This is a genomic window from Rhodobacter maris (genome assembly GCF_900217815.1).
Lineage (GTDB): Bacteria > Pseudomonadota > Alphaproteobacteria > Rhodobacterales > Rhodobacteraceae > Rhodobacter > Rhodobacter maris.
Genome location: NZ_OBMT01000005.1, coordinates 77928 through 98085 on the forward strand (window position 1 = coordinate 77928; position 20158 = coordinate 98085).

Genomic DNA, 20158 nt, shown 5'->3' on the forward strand with positions numbered 1-20158 from the left:
AATCGGTCACCTTGCAAGGGGCTGACCCGCTCCCAATATTTGCGCAAACGGAGGATCTCATGACCGACGAGAAATTTCCCGGCTGGCACGGCACGACCATCATCGGCGTGCGCAAAGGTGGCCGCGTGGTGGTGGCGGGTGACGGGCAGGTGAGCCTTGGCCAGACCGTGATCAAGGGCACTGCGCGCAAGGTGCGCCGCCTCAACCCCGGAGGCCGCGAGGTGGTGGCGGGGTTCGCGGGCTCGACCGCGGATGCCTTCACGCTGCTCGAACGGTTGGAGAAAAAGCTCGAGGCCGCACCGGGGCAACTGGCCCGCGCCTGTGTCGAGCTCGCCAAGGACTGGCGGATGGACAAATACCTGCGCAATCTCGAGGCTATGCTGATCGTGACCGATGGCGCCGATCTTTATGTGCTCACCGGTGCGGGCGATGTGCTCGAACCCGAGCATGACATTGCGGCAATTGGCTCGGGCGGCAATTACGCGCTCGCCGCCGCCCGCGCGCTCATTGACAGCGATCTTGATGCCGAGGCGATTGCCCGCAAGGCAATGGCGATTGCCGCCGAGATCTGCGTTTACACCAACGGCAACCTGACGGTGGAAAGCCTTTCCAAATGACCAATCTGACCCCCCGCGAAATCGTTTCTGAACTCGACCGTTTCATCATTGGCCAGGCCGATGCCAAGCGCGCCGTGGCCGTGGCGCTGCGCAACCGCTGGCGCCGCCAGCGCCTTTCGCCCGAGATGCGCGAAGAGGTTTACCCCAAGAACATCCTGATGATCGGGCCGACCGGCGTTGGCAAAACCGAGATCTCCCGCCGCCTTGCCAAGCTTGCGAAGGCGCCGTTCCTGAAGGTGGAGGCGACGAAATTCACCGAGGTCGGCTATGTGGGCCGCGATGTCGAGCAGATCATCCGTGATCTCGTTGATGCCGCGATGGTGGAAACGCGCGAGCGGATGCGCGAGGAGGTGAAGACGCGCGCCCACAAGGCGGCGGAGGAGCGGGTGATCGAGGCTCTGGCCGGGGCGGATGCGCGCGAGCAGACGCGCGAGATGTTCCGCCGCAAGCTCCGCGATGGCGAGCTCGATGACAAGCAGATCGAGATCGAAGTCGCCGATACTGCCGGGCCGCAGATGATGCTGGGGGGCAATCCCGGCATGGAAATGCAGATGCAGGGCCTGCAGGATCTCTTCAAGGCGTTTGGCGGCGCAAAGAAGACGCGGCGCAAGATGTCGGTCGCGGAGAGCTACGAGGTGCTGATTTCCGAAGAGGCCGACAAGCTCCTGGATGACGAAATGGTGAAGACCGCGGCGCTTGAGGCTGTGAGCCAGTCCGGCATCGTGTTTCTGGACGAGATCGACAAGGTGGCGGCGCGGGCCGAGACCCGCGGCGCCGATGTCAGCCGCGAGGGCGTGCAGCGCGATTTGCTGCCGCTGATCGAAGGCACCACCGTTTCCACCAAATATGGCCCGGTGAAAACCGATCACATCCTCTTCATCGCTTCCGGCGCCTTCCACATTGCCAAGCCCTCGGACCTGCTGCCCGAGCTTCAGGGCCGCTTGCCGATCCGCGTCGAGCTGCGCCCGCTGACGGAGGAGGACTTCGTCCGCATCCTGACCGAGACGGACAATGCGCTCACCCGGCAATATACCGCGCTCATGGGCACGGAAGAAGTTACGGTCACCTTCACCGAAGACGGGATCGCGGCGCTTGCGCGCATCGCTGCCGAGGTCAACCGCTCGGTCGAGAACATCGGCGCGCGCAGGCTCTACACGGTGATGGAGCGGGTGTTCGAGGAGCTTTCCTTCACCGCGCCGGACCGGGCTGGCGACATTGTGACCGTCGATGCCGCCTTTGTCGAAAAACATCTGGGTGCGCTCGCGCAATCGGCCGATCTGAGCCGCTACGTGCTCTGAAACCGCTGGCCGGGGGCGGATGCTCTGGTATCCTGCCCACGACCGGAGGGGATCTCGGAGGAAGTCATGCGGAGGCTGGCGCTTTGCGTGGTGATCGTGCTGACGGGCTGTGCGCCGCGCGGCGCGCTGGGTCCGATCACCGAAAACCCGCCGGGCAGGACGCTGGCGATCTTCGTCGGCTCCACCCGCGGCACCGATCCGCAAACGGGTGCAGATTTCAGCTATACCCGCAGCGAAACGCTGGAGCTCGCGCGGTTCGATGTCTCGGTTCCGCCGGTGCGGGAAACCGGTGCGCTCTCTCATCCGCGGATCGGTCGGCGCGTGGATCCGGCGCATGATTTCATGCTGGCGGGGGACACGGTCTTCGACACGCCCGCCGCCTTCCGCGCCGATCTGCAATCCCATCTGGTGCGGCATGGCGGCGATGCGATCGTGTTCGTGCACGGGTTCAACACCAATTTTGCCGAAGGGCTCTACCGGCTGGCGCAGATGGGCGAGGATTTCGCGTTGCCGGGCACGCTCGTGACCTATGCCTGGCCCTCGCGCGGGCATGTGATGGGCTATGCCTATGACCGCGACTCGGCGCTGTTCGCCCGCGACGGGTTGCAAAATCTGCTCCGCGAATTGCGCCGGGCGGGGGCACGGCACATTTTGCTCGTGGCGCATTCGATGGGCTCCGCGCTGACGATGGAAACCCTGCGCCAGATCGCGCTTTCGGGTGACCGAGCCACGCTTGAGATGCTCAACGGCGTGGTGCTGATTTCGCCCGACATCGACGTGGATCTCTTTCGCGAACAGGCGCGCAGTGTGGGCAGGCTGCCGCAGCCCTTCCTGATCTTCACTTCCGAAAAGGACAGGGCGCTGAAGCTCTCGTCGCGGCTGTCGGGGGAGGCGGCGCGGCTTGGCAACCTGCAAGATGTTGCGCGGGTCGCCGATCTGAAGGTGAAGCTGGTGGATACCGCCGCCTATGACACGCGCGACGGCCATTTCAACGTGGCCAACAACCCGGCGCTGATCAAGCTTCTGCGCGACTCAAGCGCGATGGCGCAGATCCTCGAGGGAGATCAGGCGGGGCGGACGAGCCTTGCTTCGGGGGTGATGATGACGGTGGAAAATGCGACGGAGGTAATCCTTTCGCCGCTTGCCGCCCTTGGCGGTGGTTAACGCGCGCGCCGCAGATAGACGTAATAGGCGCCGCCGCCGCCGTGCCGCAGATGCGCCTCGTTCACCTGCAGCACCACCGGGCCCAGGGGCGGCAGCCGCAGCCAGTGCGGCACCTGATGGCGCAAAACGCCCGGACGCTGCGGAATGGGCCCCTCGTCGCGGCCGCGCTTGCCCTTGCCGGTGATCACCAGCACAAGCCGCGCGCCGCGCGCCTGGGCGCGCAGGATGAAATGGATCAGCTCCGGATGTGCCTCGGCGAGGGTCATGCCGTGCAGATCGATCTTCGCTTCGGGCTCAAGCTTGCCGCGCGTCATCTCGCGATGCGTCTTGCGGTCCATCTGCACCGCCTGGCGCTGCAAGGCCTCGGAGAGAGACGGGGCAATGTCGTGCCGGCGCACCGGGCCACGCGCGGCCTCGCCAATGCGAAATTCCGGGACTTCGGGTCGCGGCGGGGGCGACGCGATGATGTGACGCTCGCCGCGATCCGGGGCCGTTTCGGCCGAAATCGGTGCATGCGGGTGGAGCGCATGGGTTGAGGCGGCGACCTTTTCCCACAGTTCCCGTTCTTCCGGGGTCAACAGGCGGCGCCGTTTCATCGCCGCAAGCTCCGCCGCGCGCGGTGCACCGCTCAACCGCCCGTGGCGACAAGTTGCCAGTTCGGATCATTGCTGCCCATCTCGCGCGCAAAGGTCCAGCTGTCGCGTTGTTTGCGCGGGGTCTTCGGGTCGCCCTCGACCACTGCGCCCGCAGAATCGCGCGCCGCCGAGATCAGTTCGGCGCCGAAGCGCACGGTGATCTCCGCCTCGCGGCTGGCGGTGTCGAAGCTCGCGCCGGTCAGCACAAGCTCTCGCAGGCCCAGGAATTCTGCTGTCACAGTCAGCCCGCGTGCCCTGCGCTCTGCCACCGCGGCGGTGAAGGCTTCATAGACTTCCGGTGCGAGAAATGGCCGCACGGGCTCCAGTTCGCCCTTCTCGAAGGCCATCAAAATCATTTCATAGGCGGCACGCGAACCTTGCAGAAAGGCCGCGACATTGAAGCCCGGCTCCACGCGCTTCATCTGCGCAAGCGTCGCCGCGGCATCCGAGCCCTCTGGCACATGGTCCAAGATGTCGCGGTCCAGACCGCCCTCGATCACCTCAAACGCATCGGCGTCGATTCGGTCGACCCGCTCCACAGGATTGATTTCGCTTTCAAATCCGTCACGCGTGCCCAGCACGTTGCGCAGCCGGAAGATCAGGAACAGCGCAATGGCCGCGAGCACGATCAGTTGGAACAGGGCAGAGCTCATGGGTTTTCCGTCTAATTGGTGGTATGGCGGCCTTCAGCACTTATGTAAGGGACCGGGACATTCAAGTCCACCAATGGGCTGCGCGTGATCGGAGGGAATATGTGGGTGATGCTGGCATTGATGGCCTGGCCGCTGATCGAGATCGGGCTCTTTGTCGAGATCGGCTCGGTCCTCGGGCTCTGGGGCACGCTGGGCGAAGTGGTGCTGACCATGGTGCTGGGCCTTGCGGTGCTGCGCTCTCAGGGCGAGCGGGCCCAGGCCAACCTGCGCGCGACGATGCAAGGGATCGGAACCCCCGGAGTGCCGCTTGCGCATGAGGCGTTGATCCTCTTTGCCGGAGTGTTGCTGATGCTGCCCGGATTCCTCACCGATGCGCTCGGGCTTTTGCTCCTGTTGCCGCCGGTGCGCAGCCTCGCGATTGCGCGGCTCAAGACCCGGGTGGTGGTGCAGGGCTACAACATGCACCAGCCGCGCCGGGCCGATGAAGACGGGCCGGGCACGGTGATCGAGGGGGATTTTCTGGAAGTCGACCCGAAGAGCCCGCCCCCGCGCGGGAACTCCGGCTGGACGAAACCGTAAGCAAGCCTCTGCGTCGCTCGCGCCTTGAGGCACTGGGGGCAGAATGCTAAAGAGGCGCAAACCATAGGGAGAGACCCATGACCGATGCCCCCAACGGCGCCCCGCAGCCGCAACAGCAGCTCAAGATGAGCATTCTGGCGCAATTCGTGCGCGACATGTCCTTTGAGAATGCGGTGGCGCTCAAAGGCCTGCAAAGCGCCGAAGTGCAGCCCGAGATGCAGGTGCAGGTGAGCCTCGATGCGCGCAAACGCCCCGCGGAGAACCAGTTCGAAGTGATCACCAAGTTCAAGATCACCGCGACCAACAAGGCCACGAATACCGCGCTTTACCTGCTTGAGGTGGATTACGGCGGGATCTTCCACATCGAGGGCGTGCCGGACGACCAGATGCATCCGTTCCTCTTGATCGAATGCCCGCGCCAGCTCTTCCCCTTCGTGCGCCGGATTGTTTCCGATGTGACGCGCGACGGCGGCTTCCCGCCCTTCAACCTTGACCCGGTCGATTTCGTCGGGCTCTATCGTGCCGAGCTCGCCCGCCGCGCCGAGGCCGAGAAACCGGCGGATGTGCCGCTTTCGTAAGCGGCGAACTGTTCATAATTGGTTAACAAAACCGACCGCTTACCGCGTCAACCTGCCTCAGGGACAAGGTGACATGCTGACAAGGGCCGCTCCCGGGCGCATGCTTCGGGGGCGTTTCCATTGGGTCGGAACCGAAAAAATGAGCGAGCATATTCCCGCCTGGGTCGGCGATACGCTGACTCCGGTGGAAAAAACGGAAGTGCATCGCAAGGGGCTTCGCCACAAGGCGGTGTCGATCTTCGTCATGGACGGGGAGCAGGTGCTTATTCAGCGTCGGGCTGAAATGAAGTACCACTCTCCCGGTCTGTGGGCGAACACTTGCTGCACGCATCCCGCCTGGGACGAACGTCCCGAGGTCTGCGCCGTCAGACGGCTGCGGGAAGAACTTGGCATTACGGGCCTTTATCCGGCCCATGCCGACAAGCTTGAGTATCGCGCCGATGTCGGCGGCGGGATGATCGAGCATGAGGTGGTGGATATCTACCTTGCCTATGCGAAGCCGCAGATGCGGATCATGCCGGATCCTCAGGAGGTGTCGGACCTCCGTTGGGTCGGGCTTTACGATCTTGCAGCCGAGGTGAACCGCCACCCCGAGCGATTCTCGAAATGGCTCATTCTTTATATGGCGGGCCATCTCGACCGGATCTTCGGATCGATCCTGCGCGCCTGAACGCAGGCTGAAGAAGCGACACCGAGTCGCTGCATCGCGGCGTTTTTTGGCGCTGCGGGCTGGCCTTTTGGCGCCAAAACTGCATCTAATCGGACGAGCGGATCGAGGGGTGCAGGAGATGAGAGGCTGTCGTTTGGCCGTTGCTGTGCTGGCGGGCGCTGCGTTTTGCGGGCCTGTCTTGGCCGGAACCGGGTTCACCCTTGACGTGCCGGGAGCGGGAAAGGATTTGCGCAAGGCGATCGAAGCCGCCTCGCTCACCCGCAGCGCCAGTGCCGCGGAAGACAGTACCGCGCAGGATGTCTTTGCGGCCGCCCGCGCCGATTATGCCCGGCTCGTGGGCGCGCTCTATGATGCGGGCTATTACGGGGGCACGATCTCGATCCGGATCGACGGGCGCGAGGCGGCGGGGATCGCCCCGATGGACGCGCCCGCGCAGATCGCGCAGGTGGAGATCCGCGTCACCCCCGGCCCGGTCTTCACCTTCTCCAAGGCGGTGGTCGCGCCGCTGGCGAAAGACACCGAGCTTCCCGCGGATTTCGCCGCGGGCAAGACAGCGCGTTCGGGGGTGATTGCCGATGCCGCGCAGACGGGGATTTCGGGCTGGCGCGAGATCGGTCATGCGAAAGCGGAAATCGGCCGCCAGCAGATCACCGCCGATCATCGCGCCGAGACGCTCGCGGCCGATATCGCGCTCTTCACCGGCCCGCTCACCAGTTTCGGCACGCTCCATGCGCAGGGCAACGCGCGACTGCGCACGAAGCGGCTTTACGAGATCGCGGGTTTTCCTTCCGGCAAGCGTTTCTCGCCCGAGGCGCTGGAGGAAGTGCGCGACCGGCTGCGCCGCACCGGGATCTTTTCTTCCGTGACGCTGAGCGAAGCGGAGCATCTGCGCGCCGGCAACCTGCTTGACGGCGAACTCACGGTGATCGAGGCGAAGACACGCCGGATCGGCGCCGGGGCCGAGATCGCGAGCAATGACGGTGTGACGCTCAGCGGCTACTGGCTGCACCGCAATCTTTTTGGCGGCGGCGAGCGGCTGCGCTTCGATGCCGAGGTGGCGGGGATCGGCGGCGCCACCGGCGGCACGGATTACAGCCTCGCCGGTCGGCTCGACCGGCCCGCGACCTTCAGCCCGGATACCTCGGCCTTCCTCGCCACTGAACTGAGCCGGAGCGACGAGGAAGACTACACCGAACAAGCCTTCGACATCAGCTTCGGGCTGAGCCATATCTTCAACCCGCGGCTGACCGGCGAGGCGGGGATCGGCTATGGCTGGTCGCGCATCACCGATGCGACGGGCAACAGCCTCTATCGCACCATCGACCTGCCCCTGAGCCTGACCTGGGACAACCGCGATGATCCCGCCGATGCCACGCGCGGTTATTACGGCAAGGCCGAACTCACCCCCTTCCTCGGCCTCTCGGGCACCGGCTCCGGGGCGCGGCTCACCGGTGATTTCCGCGCATATCATGCGCTCGATGCGGGCGGGCGCTTCGTGCTGGCGGGGCGCGCGCAATTCGGGGGCCTCTTCGGCCCGGATCTGGACGAGGCCCCGCGTGATGATCTGTTCTATTCCGGCGGTGGCGGCACAGTGCGGGGGCAACCCTACCAGTCGCTCGGTGTCGCCGTGCTTCAAGGCGGCACGCTGAAAACCGGCGGGAACCGCTTTCTCGGCGTTTCCGGCGAGATCCGCGCCGCGATCACCGCCTCGATCGGCGTTGTCGCCTTTTACGATGCCGGCTTCGTCGGGCTCGACGGGTTCTCGGACACCGATGGCGACTGGCAGTCGGGCGCGGGCCTCGGCCTGCGCTACAAAACGCCCATCGGCCCGATCCGGCTCGATATTGCGGGCCCTGTCAGCGGTTCTACCGGCAGCGGGGCGCAAATCTATCTTGGCATAGGGCAGGCTTTCTGATGCGCGCGATGACCCGAGGACTGATCGCCTTTCTGATGTTCCTGCTGCCGCTGCAGGCGTTTGCGCAAGACCTGAGCGACGCGAGCACGCGCGACCGTTCCTATCTGACCGGCTTGATTGAGGACAATCTCTCGGGGGCGGGGCGCGCGGTTCGGCTTGACGGGTTTCAGGGCGCGCTCTCCTCGCGCGCGACCTTCGAGACGCTCTCGATTGCGGATGACAACGGTGTCTGGATCACCGTGAAGAACGGCGCGATGCAATGGAACCGCGCCGCCCTTCTGCGCGGCGAGATCAAGATAGACGAGCTTTCCGCCGAAGAGATCGACCTGCCGCGGTTGCCGGTAAGCGACGCCGGGCCCACCGCGCCGGAGGCGACGCCCTTCGCGCTGCCTGATCTGCCGGTGGCCGTCGACATCGGCACGGTGAAAGCGCAAAAGGTGGTTCTGGGCGAAACGGTGCTGGGCCAGGCGGTCACGCTGAAGCTCGAAGGGGCTTTGACGCTCGCGGGGGGCGCGGGCGAAACGAAGCTTGCCATCTCCCGCCTCGACGGGCCGAAGGGCGAGGTCTCGCTCAATGCAAGCTACGCCAATGATACCCACCAGGCGCTGATCGACCTTTTGCTGCGCGAGGGCGAAGGCGGGATTGCTGCAAGCCTCTTGCAGCTTCCCGGCACCCCCGCTTTGTCGCTCTCGCTCAGCGGCCTCGGTCCGCTGGAGGATTTCAAGGCGGATGTCGCGCTGAGCACCATGGGGCAGACCCGGCTCACCGGCCAGATCGCGCTGAAAAAGACGACGGGCGAGCCGGCGGGAAGCGGCTTTGACCTGCATCTGTCGGGCGATGTCTCGCCGCTGCTTCCCGCCGAATATCAGGCGTTTTTCGGCACCGATGCCGTTTTGGCCGCGCGTGGCCAGCGCAGCGGCACCGGCATGGTGCAACTTGAAAGCCTCACGCTGTCCGGCGCGGCGGTGCAGGTCTCGGGCGCGCTCGATCTGCTGCCCGGCGGCCTGCCGGAGCGCTTCGATCTGCAGGCAAGGATCGGGCTCGAGAACGCGGAGCCGGTGCTTTTGCCGATTTCGGGACCGCAGACCCGGCTGCGCAAGGGCACCCTGAGCCTTGCCTATGACCGCAGCCGGGGCGAGGGCTGGCGGCTTGAAGGCGCGCTTGAAGGCTTGACTCGGGGCGGTGATGCGCTTGATCGCCTGAGTCTCACCGGCTCGGGCCGGATCGGCCAGCCGGTCGCGGGGAGCGCCAGCGCGGGCGGCATCCTGCGCTTTGCCGCCGCGGGCCTCGCGCTTGCCGATCCCGGCATGACCGAAGCGCTGGGCGAGACGGCCTCGGGGGCGGTGCGGTTTTTCTGGCAAGCGGGCAAACCGCTCTCGGTGCCGCAACTGAACCTGATCGCAGGCGATTTCGGCGCCACGGGGCGGTTCAGAATAGACGGGGGGACAGTCTCGGGGCAGATCCGCGCCGATCATCACGCGCTTGCCAGCCTCTCGACACTCGCGGGCCGCAAGCTCTCGGGGTCGGTTGCGGCCGAGCTGAGCGGCGCCTACACGTTCCTTTCGGGCGCTTTCGATGCGGAGGCGGCGGTAACCGGACAGGATCTGCGGGTCGATCAGCCGCAGGCCGATGCGCTCCTCTCCGGTGTCTCGCGGATCACTGTTTCTGCCAAGCGCGACGCAACGGGGCTGACGCTGCGCAGCCTCGAGGCCAAGGCGGATACGCTGACACTGGCCGCCTCGGGCACGCTCGCCAGCGCCGCGAATGACCTGACGGCAACGCTCGATCTGGCCGATCTCGCCCGGCTCGGCGGTGGCTACGACGGATCGGCCCATGCGCAGGCGCATCTTTCCGGCGCGCTCGGCGCGCGGCAAGTGGTGCTTTCGGGCAATGCCCGTGATCTGGCGCTCGCCCAGGCGGCGCTGAACCGGATTCTGGCGGGCGAAAGCCGTTTCAACGTGGCGCTGAGCGAAACCAAAGCAGGCTTCGGCCTCGCCGATCTGACGCTTGCCACCCCGCAGCTTTCTGCGAGTGCCAAGGCGCGCGCGGGGGCGGCGACGACGCTCGATCTGGGCCTGAAACTCGCCAATGCGGCGCTGCTCGCGCCGGGCTTTCCGGGGCCGGTCACGCTTTCGGGAAGTCTCGGGCAGGGGGACACAAACTATGCGCTCGACCTTGCGGGCACCGGACCCGGCGGCACCAAAGCGGCAGTGAAGGGGAGCCTCGCGCGCGATTTCTCCACGGCGGATCTGACCATCAAAGGGCAAAGCGAATCGGCGTTGATCAACGGGTTGATCGAACCGCGCTCGGTCAGCGGGCCGCTTGCCTTCGATCTGAGCCTGCGCGGTGCGCCGGGGCTCCCGGCGCTTTCGGGCACGGTGAAGGGCAACGGCCTGCGCGTCTCGCTGCCGACGCTCGGGCAGGCGCTTCAGGATATCGCGATCACCGCCCAGCTTGGCAGCGGGACGGCGCAGGTTTCCGCGCAGGGCGCCTTTGCGGGTGGCGGCACGATTGCGCTCAAGGGCCCGATCGGGCTCGGTTCGCCTTTTCCTTCCGATCTGGCGCTCGTGCTTCAGAGTGCGCATCTGCGCGACCCCGAGCTTTACGACACGCGGCTTTCGGGCAAGCTTGGCATCAAGGGCGGGCTCACCGGCAATCTGCGCATCGCGGGCGCGCTCAGCCTTGCGGAAACCGAGCTGCGCATCCCCTCCTCGGGGCTTGGCGGGGCGGCGGCGATCCCCGACATCACGCATCTGCATGAACCGGCGGCGGTCCGCACCACCCGCGCCCGTGCCGGGCTGATCGAGACGAAGAGCACAGGCGGATCTGGCTCATCGCGCACGGTTTCCCTCGATATCGCGCTTTCCGCCCCGAACCAGATCTTCGTGCGTGGCCGCGGGCTCGATGCGGAACTCGGCGGGCAGCTGCGCGTCACCGGTACCACCGATGCTATCGTGCCGATCGGCCAGTTCAACCTGATCCGCGGCAGGCTCGACGTGCTGGGCAAGCGCTTCACCCTCTCCGAGGGGCAAGTGGCGCTGCAAGGTGCGCTGATGCCCTGGGTGCTCTTCGAGGCGACGACAAGCCAGGAAGACACCGCGATCACGCTCACCCTTCAGGGTGCGGCGGCAGAACCGAGCCTCACGATCGCTTCCTCACCCGAACTGCCGGAGGAAGAGGTTCTGGCAAGGCTTTTGTTCGACAAGGGGCTGACCAATCTTTCGCCCTTGCAGGCCGCACAGCTTGCCTCGGCAGTGGCAACGCTTGCGGGCAAGGGCGGCGAGGGGATCGTGTCGAAACTGCGCAAGGGGTTCGGCCTCGACGATCTGGATGTGGGCACCGATGACAGCGGCAATGCCTCGGTGCGGGCGGGCAAATACCTCTCCGAAAACCTCTATTCCGATGTCTCGGTCGATGCCTCCGGTCAGGCCGAAGTGACGCTAAACCTCGATATCACCAAGCAGCTTACCGCGCGCGGCACGGTCGGTTCGGATGGTGGCAGTGCGCTTGGCCTTTTCTTCGAGAAGGATTACTGAGCCGCCTCGGCAACCGTGCGGCCGATCCAGTCGCGAAAGGCGGCAAGCGCGGGGGAGGGCGTGACACCCGCGGGCCAAACGAGATGATAGGCGCCCACGCCGGAAACCACTTCGCCCGGCGCGGCAACCAGCCGCCCCTCGGCGATCTCGGGGCGGGCGAGGAATTCGGGCAGGAGCGCGATGCCGAGCCCATGAACGGCGGCCTGCAGCATCGGCGCGAACTGATCGAACATCAGCCCGCCGCGGGAGGGGGCCGGGAGCCCGTGATGCGCGCACCAGCTCATCCAGGCATTCGGGCGCGATTCAAGCTGGAACAGAGATTGTTTGAGCAGGTCTTCAGGCCCCCGGAGCCGCTGCGCCGCCGCAAGGTCCGGGGAACAGGTGGCGAGGATGCGTTCTTCGAACAGCATCAGATGCTCGGCTTCGGGCCAGGGTCGGATGCCGAAATGGATCGCCGCGTCGAAGGTTTCGGTGGCGAAATCGAAAGGCCGCATCCGCGTGCCGAGGTTGAGCGTCACCCCCGGGTTTTCGGCCAGAAAGGCGGCGAGCCGCGGCGCGAGCCAGCGCGTGCCGAAAGTGGGCAGGATCGCGAGATTGAGCACCCCGCCGCCGGGGTTGGCGCGCAACCCCAGCGAGGCGCGACCGATGAGATCCAGCGCCTTGCGCACATCGCGCGCATAGGCAAGCGCGGCCTCGGTGGGCGTGAGCCGTCGTCCCTCGCGGCGGAAGAGTTGCACGCCAAGCTGCCCCTCAAGCGTTTGCACCAAACGGCTCACCGCGCCTTGGGTGAGGCTGAGCTCGCGCGCCGCAGCAGCGGTGGAGCCGGTGCGGCAGACCGCCTCGAAGGCGGAGAGGAGCGAGATCGAGGGCAGGTAGCGCCGCGGCAGGCTCATCTATGTGTTCCATACATAGGTTGGGGCGGGATTATCGCTGGATAGCGGCTTTCAACGCGCGCATAAAGCATGGAATGCATGGAGGACCGCATGGCGCTGAAACCCAAGGACGCCCCCGATCTGGCCCGGTTCGACTGGGAAGACCCGTTCCGGCTGGAAAGCCAGTTGAGCGAAGAGGAACACATGTTGCGCGATGCCGCCCGCGCCTATGCGCAGGAGAAATTGCAGCCCCGCGTGATCCGCGCCTTTGCGGAGGAAGAGACCGATCCGGCGATCTTCCGCGAAATGGGCGAAATGGGTCTTTTGGGCGTGACGATCCCCGAGGAATATGGCGGGCTTGGGGCCTCTTACGTGGCTTACGGGCTTGTCGCGCGCGAGATCGAGCGGGTCGACAGCGGCTATCGCTCGATGATGTCGGTGCAGTCGAGCCTCGTGATGTATCCGATTTATGCTTACGGCTCGGAAGAACAGCGGCGGAAGTATCTGCCCAAGCTCGCAAGCGGGGAGTGGATCGGCTGCTTTGGCCTCACGGAGCCCGATGCGGGCTCGGACCCGGCAAGCCTCAAGACCGTCGCGAAGAAAACCGCCAATGGTTATGTGCTCTCCGGCACGAAAATGTGGATCTCGAACGCGCCGATTGCCGATGTGTTCGTCGTCTGGGCGAAGTCGGAAGCGCATGGCGGCAAGATCCGCGGTTTTGTGCTGGAAAAGGGTCTTAAAGGCCTCTCCGCGCCAAAGATCGCGGGCAAGCTGAGCTTGCGCGCCTCGATCACGGGCGAGATTGTCATGGAGGGCGTTGAGGTGGGCGAAGACGCGCTTTTGCCCGGCGTCGAGGGGTTGAAGGGGCCGTTCGGGTGCCTCAACCGGGCGCGCTACGGCATCGCCTGGGGCGTGCTGGGGGCGGCGGAGTTTTGCTTCCATGCGGCGCGGAGCTATGGGCTCGAACGCAAGCAGTTCAACAAACCGCTGGCGCAGACGCAGCTTTTCCAACTCAAGCTTGCCAATATGCTCACCGAGATCAGCCTTGGCCTGCAGGCCTCATTGCAAGTGGGGCGGTTGATGGATGAGGCCAATGCCGCACCAGAGATGATTTCGGTGATCAAGCGCAACAATTGCGGCAAGGCGCTCGAAATCGCGCGGCACGCCCGCGACATGCATGGCGGCAACGGCATCAGCGGCGATTTTCAGGTGATCCGCCACATGGTCAACCTTGAGACGGTGAACACCTATGAGGGCACGCATGATGTTCATGCGCTGATCCTTGGCCGGGCGATCACCGGCTTGCAGGCGTTTTTCTGAGCCTGCCGCTCAGGTCTCGGAGGGCTCTTCGGCCCGCACCGCATTGAGCGCGGCGCCGAAGAGCACCGAGAATGCGCCAAGATAGAGCCACATCAAAAGCGCGATCACCGCACCAAGCGAGCCATAGACCTTGTTGTAACTGCCAAAGTTCGCAAGGTAATAGGTGAGCCCGAGCGAGGCCGCGCCCCACAGAAACGTGGCCACCACGGCGCCGAGCGAAAAGAACGGGTCGCGCTGCGCGGGCTCATAGGGCGCGAAGCGATACATCACGCCGAGCACCGAGAGCATCAGCCCCACCATCGCCAGCCAGGGAAACCAGGTCAGCAGCCAGTTCAGAAGCGCATGGAACGGCAGGTAGTTCACGATCACCGGCACCGCGACGATGGTGGCCATGGCCAGAAGCATCACTCCTACAAGCGCCGCCGTCATCGCATAACCAAAGACGAAGCTGAGGAAAGTGGCGCGCGCCCGGCTGCCGTGGATCAGGTTGAGCCCTTTGATCAGCGCATCTACCCCCGCGCGGGCCGACCAGAGCGCAAACAGGATCGAGACCAGCGTGCCCCAGCCGAGCGTATCGCGCGGCCCGTTGACAAGCCCGCTCACCTGCCCGTCCAGAATGGCATAGGCTTCGGGCGGGATGAAGTTCTCGGCCACCTCGAGATAATCACGGATGACGATCGGATCGGCCACTGTGCTCCAGATCGAGATTGTCGCCGTCAGCCCCGGAAACACGGCCAGCATCGCGTAAAAGGCCACGCCCGCAGAGATCAGGAAGATGTTGGTCCGGCTCAGCCGGTCGTTCAGTCTGACCAGAAAGCGCATGAAATCTCCTTCCGTTGAACCTCTCCAAGGTAGCGCCTTGGGCCGCTTGCGCAACCGTGAGGGCCGTGCTCTCTTTGGGATCAGCGCCTTCGGGAGGGAGCGTCAGGGATGGGCACAGCGGTTTCATCGGCAGCTAGACAGGCACTGCTGCTGCTATTTATGGCCAGCGGGGCGCAGGCGCAGGCTCTGCCGCCGCCCTTGACGGAGGCGGATTTCTTCCCAGTGAACATGGAAGAGGCGCGGCTGGGCCAGCTTCTCTTTTACGACCCGATCCTCTCGGGCAACCGCAACATTTCCTGCGCGGGCTGCCACCATCCGCGCTTTGGCACCTCTGACGGGCTCAGCCTCGGGCTTGGCGAGGGGGCGGTGGACCTTGGGGCGGCCCGCCATGTCACGGCGGAAAACACGCCCGAGCAACGCATTCCGCGCAACTCGCCCGCGCTGTTCAACCTTGGTGCGCGGGAGGTGACCCATCTCTTTCACGATGGCCGGATCGGGGTCGATCCGAGCCGCCCCTCGGGGATGCGCACACCGATGGATGAGGAGATGGTGACGGGCTTCGCCTCGGTGCTTTCGGCGCAGACGATGTTTCCGGTGCTTTCTCCCGATGAGATGGCGGGGCATTACAACGAAAACGAGGTGGCGAAGGCGGTGCGCTCGGGCTTCATCACCGGCGAGAATGGCGCCTGGAGCCGGATTTCGGCGCGAGTTGCGGCGGTCCCGGCTTATCAGGCGGCCTTCGAGAACGCCTATCCTGAGATCGCCGCAGGAAGGCCGCTTGCCTTCACCGATATCTCAAACGCCATCGCTCAGTTCGTCGCCTTCGAGTGGCGTTCGGATACGAGCCCTTTTGATGCGGTTCTGCGCGGCGAGGCGGCTTTTGCACCGGAGGCGGCGGCGGGTGCGGATCTCTTCTACGGCGCCGCGGGGTGCTCAATGTGCCATTCCGGCCCGCTCTTGAGCGATCAGGGCTTTCATGCGATGGGAGCGCCGCAGCTTGGCCCCGGCAAAGCGGAGCGGTTCGAGCGCCATTCGCGCGACGAGGGGCGGTTTCGCGTGACGGGGCATGCGGAAGACATGTTTGCCTTCCGCACCCCCAGCCTGCGCAATGTGATGGAAACCGGCCCATGGGGGCATGCGGGAAGCCACCGCGATCTGGCGACCTTCCTCGCCGATCATGCGCGGCGCGGGGACGCCTTGGCGGGCTATGACCGGGCGCAAGCTGTGCTGCCCGATCTGCCAAAGACAAAGCCCGATTGGGCCGAGATGGAGACACCCGATGATCTGGCGGCGATCCGCGCTGCAGCAGGGCCGGGCCAAGCGCTGCGCCCCGCAGATGTGGCGGCGCTGATGGCGTTTCTGGCAACGCTCTCGGACCCGGTCGCGCTCAAGGGGCGCCTTGGTATTCCCGAAACCGTGCCGAGCGGGTTGCCGGTGGAGCGTTAGCGCGCGATCCGGGTCACCGCGTCGAGCGGCACGGTCTGCCACGGTCCGGCAATGCCATCGGGCCAGATCACCCGCACCTCCGCTTCTGTTGCGGTGCCGAGCCCGAAATGCACAGGCCCTGCCGTGCCGCCTGCATGCCCGCCGCCCACCGTGACCTCCTGTGCCTCGGAATGCGCGCCCGCGCGCAGCTCCACCCAGGCGCCGATGGCGCGGGTGTTCGGCGCCTTCTGAAAAGGCTCTATTTCGGCCCAATGGCCGGTTTTTTCGGTTGCATTGCGCCAGATTTCCATCGCTACGCGCCGGTTCATCACCACGAGATCGAGCCGCCCGTCTGCGTTGAGGTCAACAAGTGCCGCGCCGCGCGCGCGTGCGGTGCTGGCGACCCCGGCCTGCGCGGCCGCTTCATGGAAGGTGCCGTCCTCCCCCTGCATCAACAGGTTGTTCGGGTCATGCGAGGCATTTGAGGGCATCTGGTCGACATTGCCCTTGGCAATGAAAAGATCGACGCGCCCGTCGTTGTCCACATCGCCAAAGACCGGAGCCCAGCCGGTTGAGGGCCGCCCGTCGTCGCCGGAAAACGGTCGCTGCGCATAGGTGCCGAGACTATAGGGCGCATTCTCGTAGTGATCGCCGCGATTGATCTGCAAAAGCTGGTCGCCCATTGAGGTCATCATCACTTCGGGAAGCCCGTCGCCGGTGAGGTCGCGGCTCGCGATCCCCATGCCCCAGAGCGAGACATGCGGCCAGTCTTCCCGCTCGGCAAGCGGGTTCAGGCGGAACATCTGTTCATAGCCGCCGCGCACGTAATAATGCCGGTCGTTGGAGATCCGCAGCTCCGGCGTGCCGCTGCGCTGCCAATCGCTGATCAGCGCCGAGAGCGCGCAATAGCCCGGAGAAATAGGCTCTATTGCGCCGTATTTTTTGCCGTCCGGGCGGAAGAGCGCGCTTTTATCGCAGGCTTCGAAAGGCCCGTCGGCATTGGCGCGGTCCACGTAATTTCCAAAGAAAAGCGTGGGGAAATCATGCCCCTTCTCCCATGTTACGGTGAAGGAGGTGGTCCAGTCGTAACGGGTGGGCAGGCCCCAATCCTCGGTGGCCTCTTCGAACCGGCAATTGCCCAGGCCCCGCCAGAGCTGGTTGGGCCCGGCGCGCAGCACGGCAAGATCGAGGGTTCCGTCACCGTCGATATCGAGCGGATAGGCGCCGGTCACGGCCAAAACAGGCTCTATATCGCCTTGATCAAAGCGCAAGGCGCCCCCCCGTTCAGACCGGTTGATGAAGAGCGCTGCCGGGTTGGCGCCCCCCGCGGCAAAAAGATCTGGCCGCCCGTCTGCGTTACAATCGAGCACGGCGACGCCGCCGCCCACAAAATGCTCCCACCCGCCAGCATAGATTTGCGGATGCGGCAGGCCCGCTGCGTCATCGACAAAAAGCGGCTCTGCACAAGCCGGAAACGCGATAAGGCAGAGCGCGAGCCGTTTCATTCTGCCGCCAACTCCCGGCTCGGGCCAAGCAATTGCTCGGTCAACTCATGCAGTGCCAGCGCAGCCGCACCATGCGCCCAAAGGAGATCGCCCCAAGCATGGGTTTCGATCTGCGGCGCGTCGCGGCCGGTGTCGAGCATCATCGCATGCATCTCGGCGAGGGTTTCGGAGGCATAGAGGTAATCGTAACGCATCCGCTCGCCCGAGAGGATGATCAGCTCCGGGTCGAACAGGTTGACGATATTCGAGAGCCCGACCGCCAGATACCGCCCGGCGCGCCGGAAGATCGAGCGCGCCGCGGCATTGCCGGCCTTGGCGTGATCGAACAGGCTCTCGAGCATCACGCCCACCGATTGCATCTCGCCCAGGGGCAGGTTCAGCGCCGTTTGCGCCTCGCGCACCAGCGCATAATCGGCCACGTAAGCCTCAAGGCAGCCGCGCTGGCCACAGCGGCAAAGCGCGCCGTCGAGCTGCACCTTGGTGTGACCAAGCTCCATGCCCATGCCACGCGAGCCACGATAGATGCGGTGGTTGATGACAAAGCCCATGCCCACGCCATGCTCGATGGTGACGACCGCGAAGTCGGAGAGCCTGCGCCCGGCGCCAAACCAGAGCTCGGCCAAGGTCACGAGGTTGGCGTCGTTATCCACAAAGACGGTCCGGCCAAGGCGGGCGCGCAATGCGGCCTGCAAGGCCACGTGACGGTGCAAAAGCACCGGGGACCAATGCACCACGCCCGAGTCGCAGTCGACAAACCCCGGCACGCCGAGCCCGACCGCCTCCACCGCCTCACGCGCGACGCCCGCGCGAGTGCAAACGCGGTCCAGAAGCCGTTCGGCGGCATCCAGAATGGCATCAAGCGCCATCGGCCCCGGGTCGCGCGGGATCGCCTCGCCCGCGAGCATGGTGCCCGCAAAATCGACCAGCACAGCGGTATGTTCGCGGTCTGAAAGCTTGATGCCGACGACAAGGCGGGTGTTGGGCCGCACGCGCAGCGCCACAGCGGGGCGGCCGCGCCCGCCCTCGCCCTCGCGCAGGGTCTCCACCGCTTCCAGCAGGCCAGCGTCGATCAGTTCGGAGGTGATCGTGGTAACGGAGGCGGGCGAAATGCAAAGCTCCTTGGCCAATTGCACCCGCGCCATCTGCCCCGCCGCGCGCACGCGCTCAAAGATTTGCTGGCGCAGGGGGCGGGCCGTGTCGGTGAGCGGCTGGATCAGCGGCCCGCAGCCGACGGAGGCCCGTCCGATAGGTGCGATCTGTCTCATCCCGTCTCTTTCGTTCGTCGACTTAACAAAAAAACGCATCACCATCGCAGCGGAGCGGCAAATTTCGCCGCGTTGCGGCAAATGTGGCCGGTTCCTCGCTTGTTTTCCATTGTTGCTGGCCAATTTTATTTTGACAACTAAAATTAACAGGCTCATCCTGCGCTCATTCCGACGAATCCGTCGGGGGCCCTCGGGCCAAACTCTGGGAGGAGCACATGTATAAAATTCTTCTGGCCGCCGTCGCGCTGACGGCAGGCCTGACCACCACGGCTTTTGCAGATATGACGGTCGGCGTGTCCTGGTCGAACTTCCAGGAAGAGCGCTGGAAAACCGATGAGGCGGCGATCAAGTCGGCGCTCGAAGCGGCGGGCGCCACCTATGTTTCGGCGGATGCGCAATCGTCTTCGGCCAAGCAACTCTCCGATATCGAATCGCTGATGGCGCAGGGCGTCGATGCGCTGATCGTGCTGGCGCAGGACACTGCGGCGATTGGCCCGGCGGTGCAGGCGGCGGCGGATGAAGGCATTCCGGTCATCGCCTATGACCGTCTGATCGAAGACCCCCGCGCCTTTTATCTGACGTTTGACAACGTCGAGGTGGGGCGGATGCAGGCGCGCGCCGTTTATGCGCTGGCGCCGAAGGGCAATTACGTGATGATCAAGGGCTCGCCCACCGATCCGAACGCCGATTTCCTGCGCGGCGGGCAACAGGAGGTGCTGCAGGCAGCGATTGACGCGGGCGATATCAAGATCGTTGGCGAGGCCTATACCGATGGCTGGCTGCCGGCGAATGCGCAGCGCAACATGGAACAGATCCTGACCGCGAACGACAACCATGTCGACGCGGTGGTGGCTTCGAACGATGGCACCGCGGGCGGCGCCGTGGCGGCGCTTTCGGCACAGGGCATGGTGGTTCCGGTTTCGGGACAAGATGCTGATTTCGCAGCGCTGAACCGGGTGGCGCTTGGCACGCAGACGGTTTCGGTCTGGAAGGACTCGCGCGAGCTGGGCAAGGCCGCCGCGGAAATCGCGCTCGCGCTCGCCGGGGGTACCGATATGAAGTCGATCGAAGGCGCGACGGAATGGACCTCGCCTGCGGGCACCAAGATGACGGCGAAGTTCCTCGCCCCGGTGCCGATCACCAAAGACAATCTCGACGTGGTCGTCGATGCGGGCTGGATCCCGAAAGACACGCTTTGCCAGGGCGTGACGAACGGCCCGGCGCCCTGCAACTGATGTGACGAACGGGCGGCTCTGCGGGGCCGCCCTCCCGGCGGTGCCTGCGGGCGCCGCCGCTTGACCCGT

The 20158-nt window shown here is 65.2% G+C and carries 17 protein-coding genes; 11 read left to right on the forward strand and 6 right to left on the reverse strand.

The genetic code is table 11. The features are described 5' to 3' along the window. Window positions 1-59 precede the first annotated feature (59 nt). The 3 genes from hslV (at window position 60) to CRO22_RS09165 (ending at window position 3079) form a co-directional block, all read left to right on the forward strand. A complete protein-coding gene (hslV, locus tag CRO22_RS09155) occupies window positions 60-617 on the forward strand; it encodes an ATP-dependent protease subunit HslV (RefSeq protein WP_097069843.1) in 558 nt (185 codons plus the stop codon). Then, window positions 614-1915: an ATP-dependent protease ATPase subunit HslU gene (hslU, locus tag CRO22_RS09160; RefSeq protein WP_097069844.1), complete on the forward strand. Its 1302-nt coding sequence runs from the start codon at window positions 614-616 to the stop codon at window positions 1913-1915. The genes hslV and hslU overlap by 4 nt, the downstream gene beginning before the upstream one ends. A gap of 66 nt (window positions 1916-1981) precedes the next feature. Further along, window positions 1982-3079: an alpha/beta hydrolase gene (locus CRO22_RS09165; protein ID WP_097069845.1), complete on the forward strand. Its 1098-nt coding sequence runs from the start codon at window positions 1982-1984 to the stop codon at window positions 3077-3079. Here the strand turns inward: CRO22_RS09165 and CRO22_RS09170 are convergent. After that, window positions 3076-3675, reverse strand: coding sequence for a Smr/MutS family protein (locus CRO22_RS09170; RefSeq protein WP_097069846.1), 600 nt, complete (start codon window positions 3673-3675; stop codon window positions 3076-3078). The two genes, CRO22_RS09165 and CRO22_RS09170, sit on opposite strands and share 4 nt — an antisense overlap. Before the next feature lie 32 nt (window positions 3676-3707). Further along, entirely contained in the window at window positions 3708-4367 is a 660-nt protein-coding gene (locus tag CRO22_RS09175) for a Tim44/TimA family putative adaptor protein (protein WP_097069847.1), read from the reverse strand. Between the two features lie 99 nt (window positions 4368-4466). On the opposite strand from CRO22_RS09175, the gene CRO22_RS09180 reads away from it, so the two are divergent. The 5 genes from CRO22_RS09180 to CRO22_RS09200 all read left to right on the forward strand — a co-directional run bounded on the left by CRO22_RS09180 (window position 4467) and on the right by CRO22_RS09200 (window position 11645). Then, window positions 4467-4946: an FxsA family protein gene (locus CRO22_RS09180; protein ID WP_097069848.1), complete on the forward strand. Its 480-nt coding sequence runs from the start codon at window positions 4467-4469 to the stop codon at window positions 4944-4946. 77 nt (window positions 4947-5023) lie between these two features. After that, window positions 5024-5524, forward strand: coding sequence for a protein-export chaperone SecB (secB, locus tag CRO22_RS09185; RefSeq protein WP_097069849.1), 501 nt, complete (start codon window positions 5024-5026; stop codon window positions 5522-5524). Window positions 5525-5663: 139 nt separating this feature from the next. After that, complete coding sequence (gene idi, locus CRO22_RS09190) at window positions 5664-6194, forward strand: isopentenyl-diphosphate Delta-isomerase (RefSeq protein ID WP_097069964.1); 531 nt, start codon at window positions 5664-5666, stop codon at window positions 6192-6194. A 226-nt stretch (window positions 6195-6420) separates the two neighbouring features. Next, on the forward strand, window positions 6421-8109 hold the full coding sequence (locus CRO22_RS09195; RefSeq protein WP_245860927.1) for an autotransporter assembly complex protein TamA: 1689 nt from the start codon (window positions 6421-6423) through the stop codon (window positions 8107-8109). An 8-nt stretch (window positions 8110-8117) separates the two neighbouring features. Beyond that, window positions 8118-11645, forward strand: coding sequence for a translocation/assembly module TamB domain-containing protein (locus tag CRO22_RS09200; RefSeq protein ID WP_176518601.1), 3528 nt, complete (start codon window positions 8118-8120; stop codon window positions 11643-11645). Here CRO22_RS09200 and CRO22_RS09205 read toward each other — a convergent pair. After that, window positions 11639-12538 (reverse strand): LysR family transcriptional regulator, encoded by a 900-nt coding sequence (locus CRO22_RS09205; protein WP_097069852.1) that lies wholly within the window; start codon window positions 12536-12538, stop codon window positions 11639-11641. The genes CRO22_RS09200 and CRO22_RS09205 overlap by 7 nt on opposite strands. Before the next feature lie 78 nt (window positions 12539-12616). Here CRO22_RS09205 and CRO22_RS09210 point away from each other — a divergent pair, with 78 nt between their 5' ends. After that, window positions 12617-13837 (forward strand): acyl-CoA dehydrogenase, encoded by a 1221-nt coding sequence (locus CRO22_RS09210; protein WP_097069853.1) that lies wholly within the window; start codon window positions 12617-12619, stop codon window positions 13835-13837. Between the two features lie 9 nt (window positions 13838-13846). On the opposite strand, the gene CRO22_RS09215 is transcribed toward CRO22_RS09210, so the two are convergent. Further along, on the reverse strand, window positions 13847-14659 hold the full coding sequence (locus CRO22_RS09215; RefSeq protein WP_097069854.1) for a YihY/virulence factor BrkB family protein: 813 nt from the start codon (window positions 14657-14659) through the stop codon (window positions 13847-13849). 108 nt (window positions 14660-14767) lie between these two features. Here CRO22_RS09215 and CRO22_RS09220 point away from each other — a divergent pair, with 108 nt between their 5' ends. After that, window positions 14768-16105, forward strand: a complete 1338-nt coding sequence (locus CRO22_RS09220) for a cytochrome-c peroxidase (protein WP_097069855.1) — start codon at window positions 14768-14770, stop codon at window positions 16103-16105. Here CRO22_RS09220 and CRO22_RS09225 read toward each other — a convergent pair. Both CRO22_RS09225 and CRO22_RS09230 read right to left on the reverse strand, forming a co-directional pair. After that, a complete protein-coding gene (locus CRO22_RS09225) occupies window positions 16102-17589 on the reverse strand; it encodes a CRTAC1 family protein (RefSeq protein WP_097069856.1) in 1488 nt (495 codons plus the stop codon). The two genes, CRO22_RS09220 and CRO22_RS09225, sit on opposite strands and share 4 nt — an antisense overlap. Then, on the reverse strand, window positions 17586-18854 hold the full coding sequence (locus CRO22_RS09230; RefSeq protein WP_097069857.1) for an ROK family transcriptional regulator: 1269 nt from the start codon (window positions 18852-18854) through the stop codon (window positions 17586-17588). The genes CRO22_RS09225 and CRO22_RS09230 overlap by 4 nt, the downstream gene beginning before the upstream one ends. 215 nt (window positions 18855-19069) lie before the next feature. Between CRO22_RS09230 and xylF the strand changes: the two genes are divergently transcribed. Next, the gene (xylF, locus tag CRO22_RS09235; protein WP_097069858.1) at window positions 19070-20089 is read left to right on the forward strand and encodes a D-xylose ABC transporter substrate-binding protein; all 1020 of its coding nucleotides are present in this window, start codon (window positions 19070-19072) and stop codon (window positions 20087-20089) included. Window positions 20090-20158: the final 69 nt, after the last annotated feature.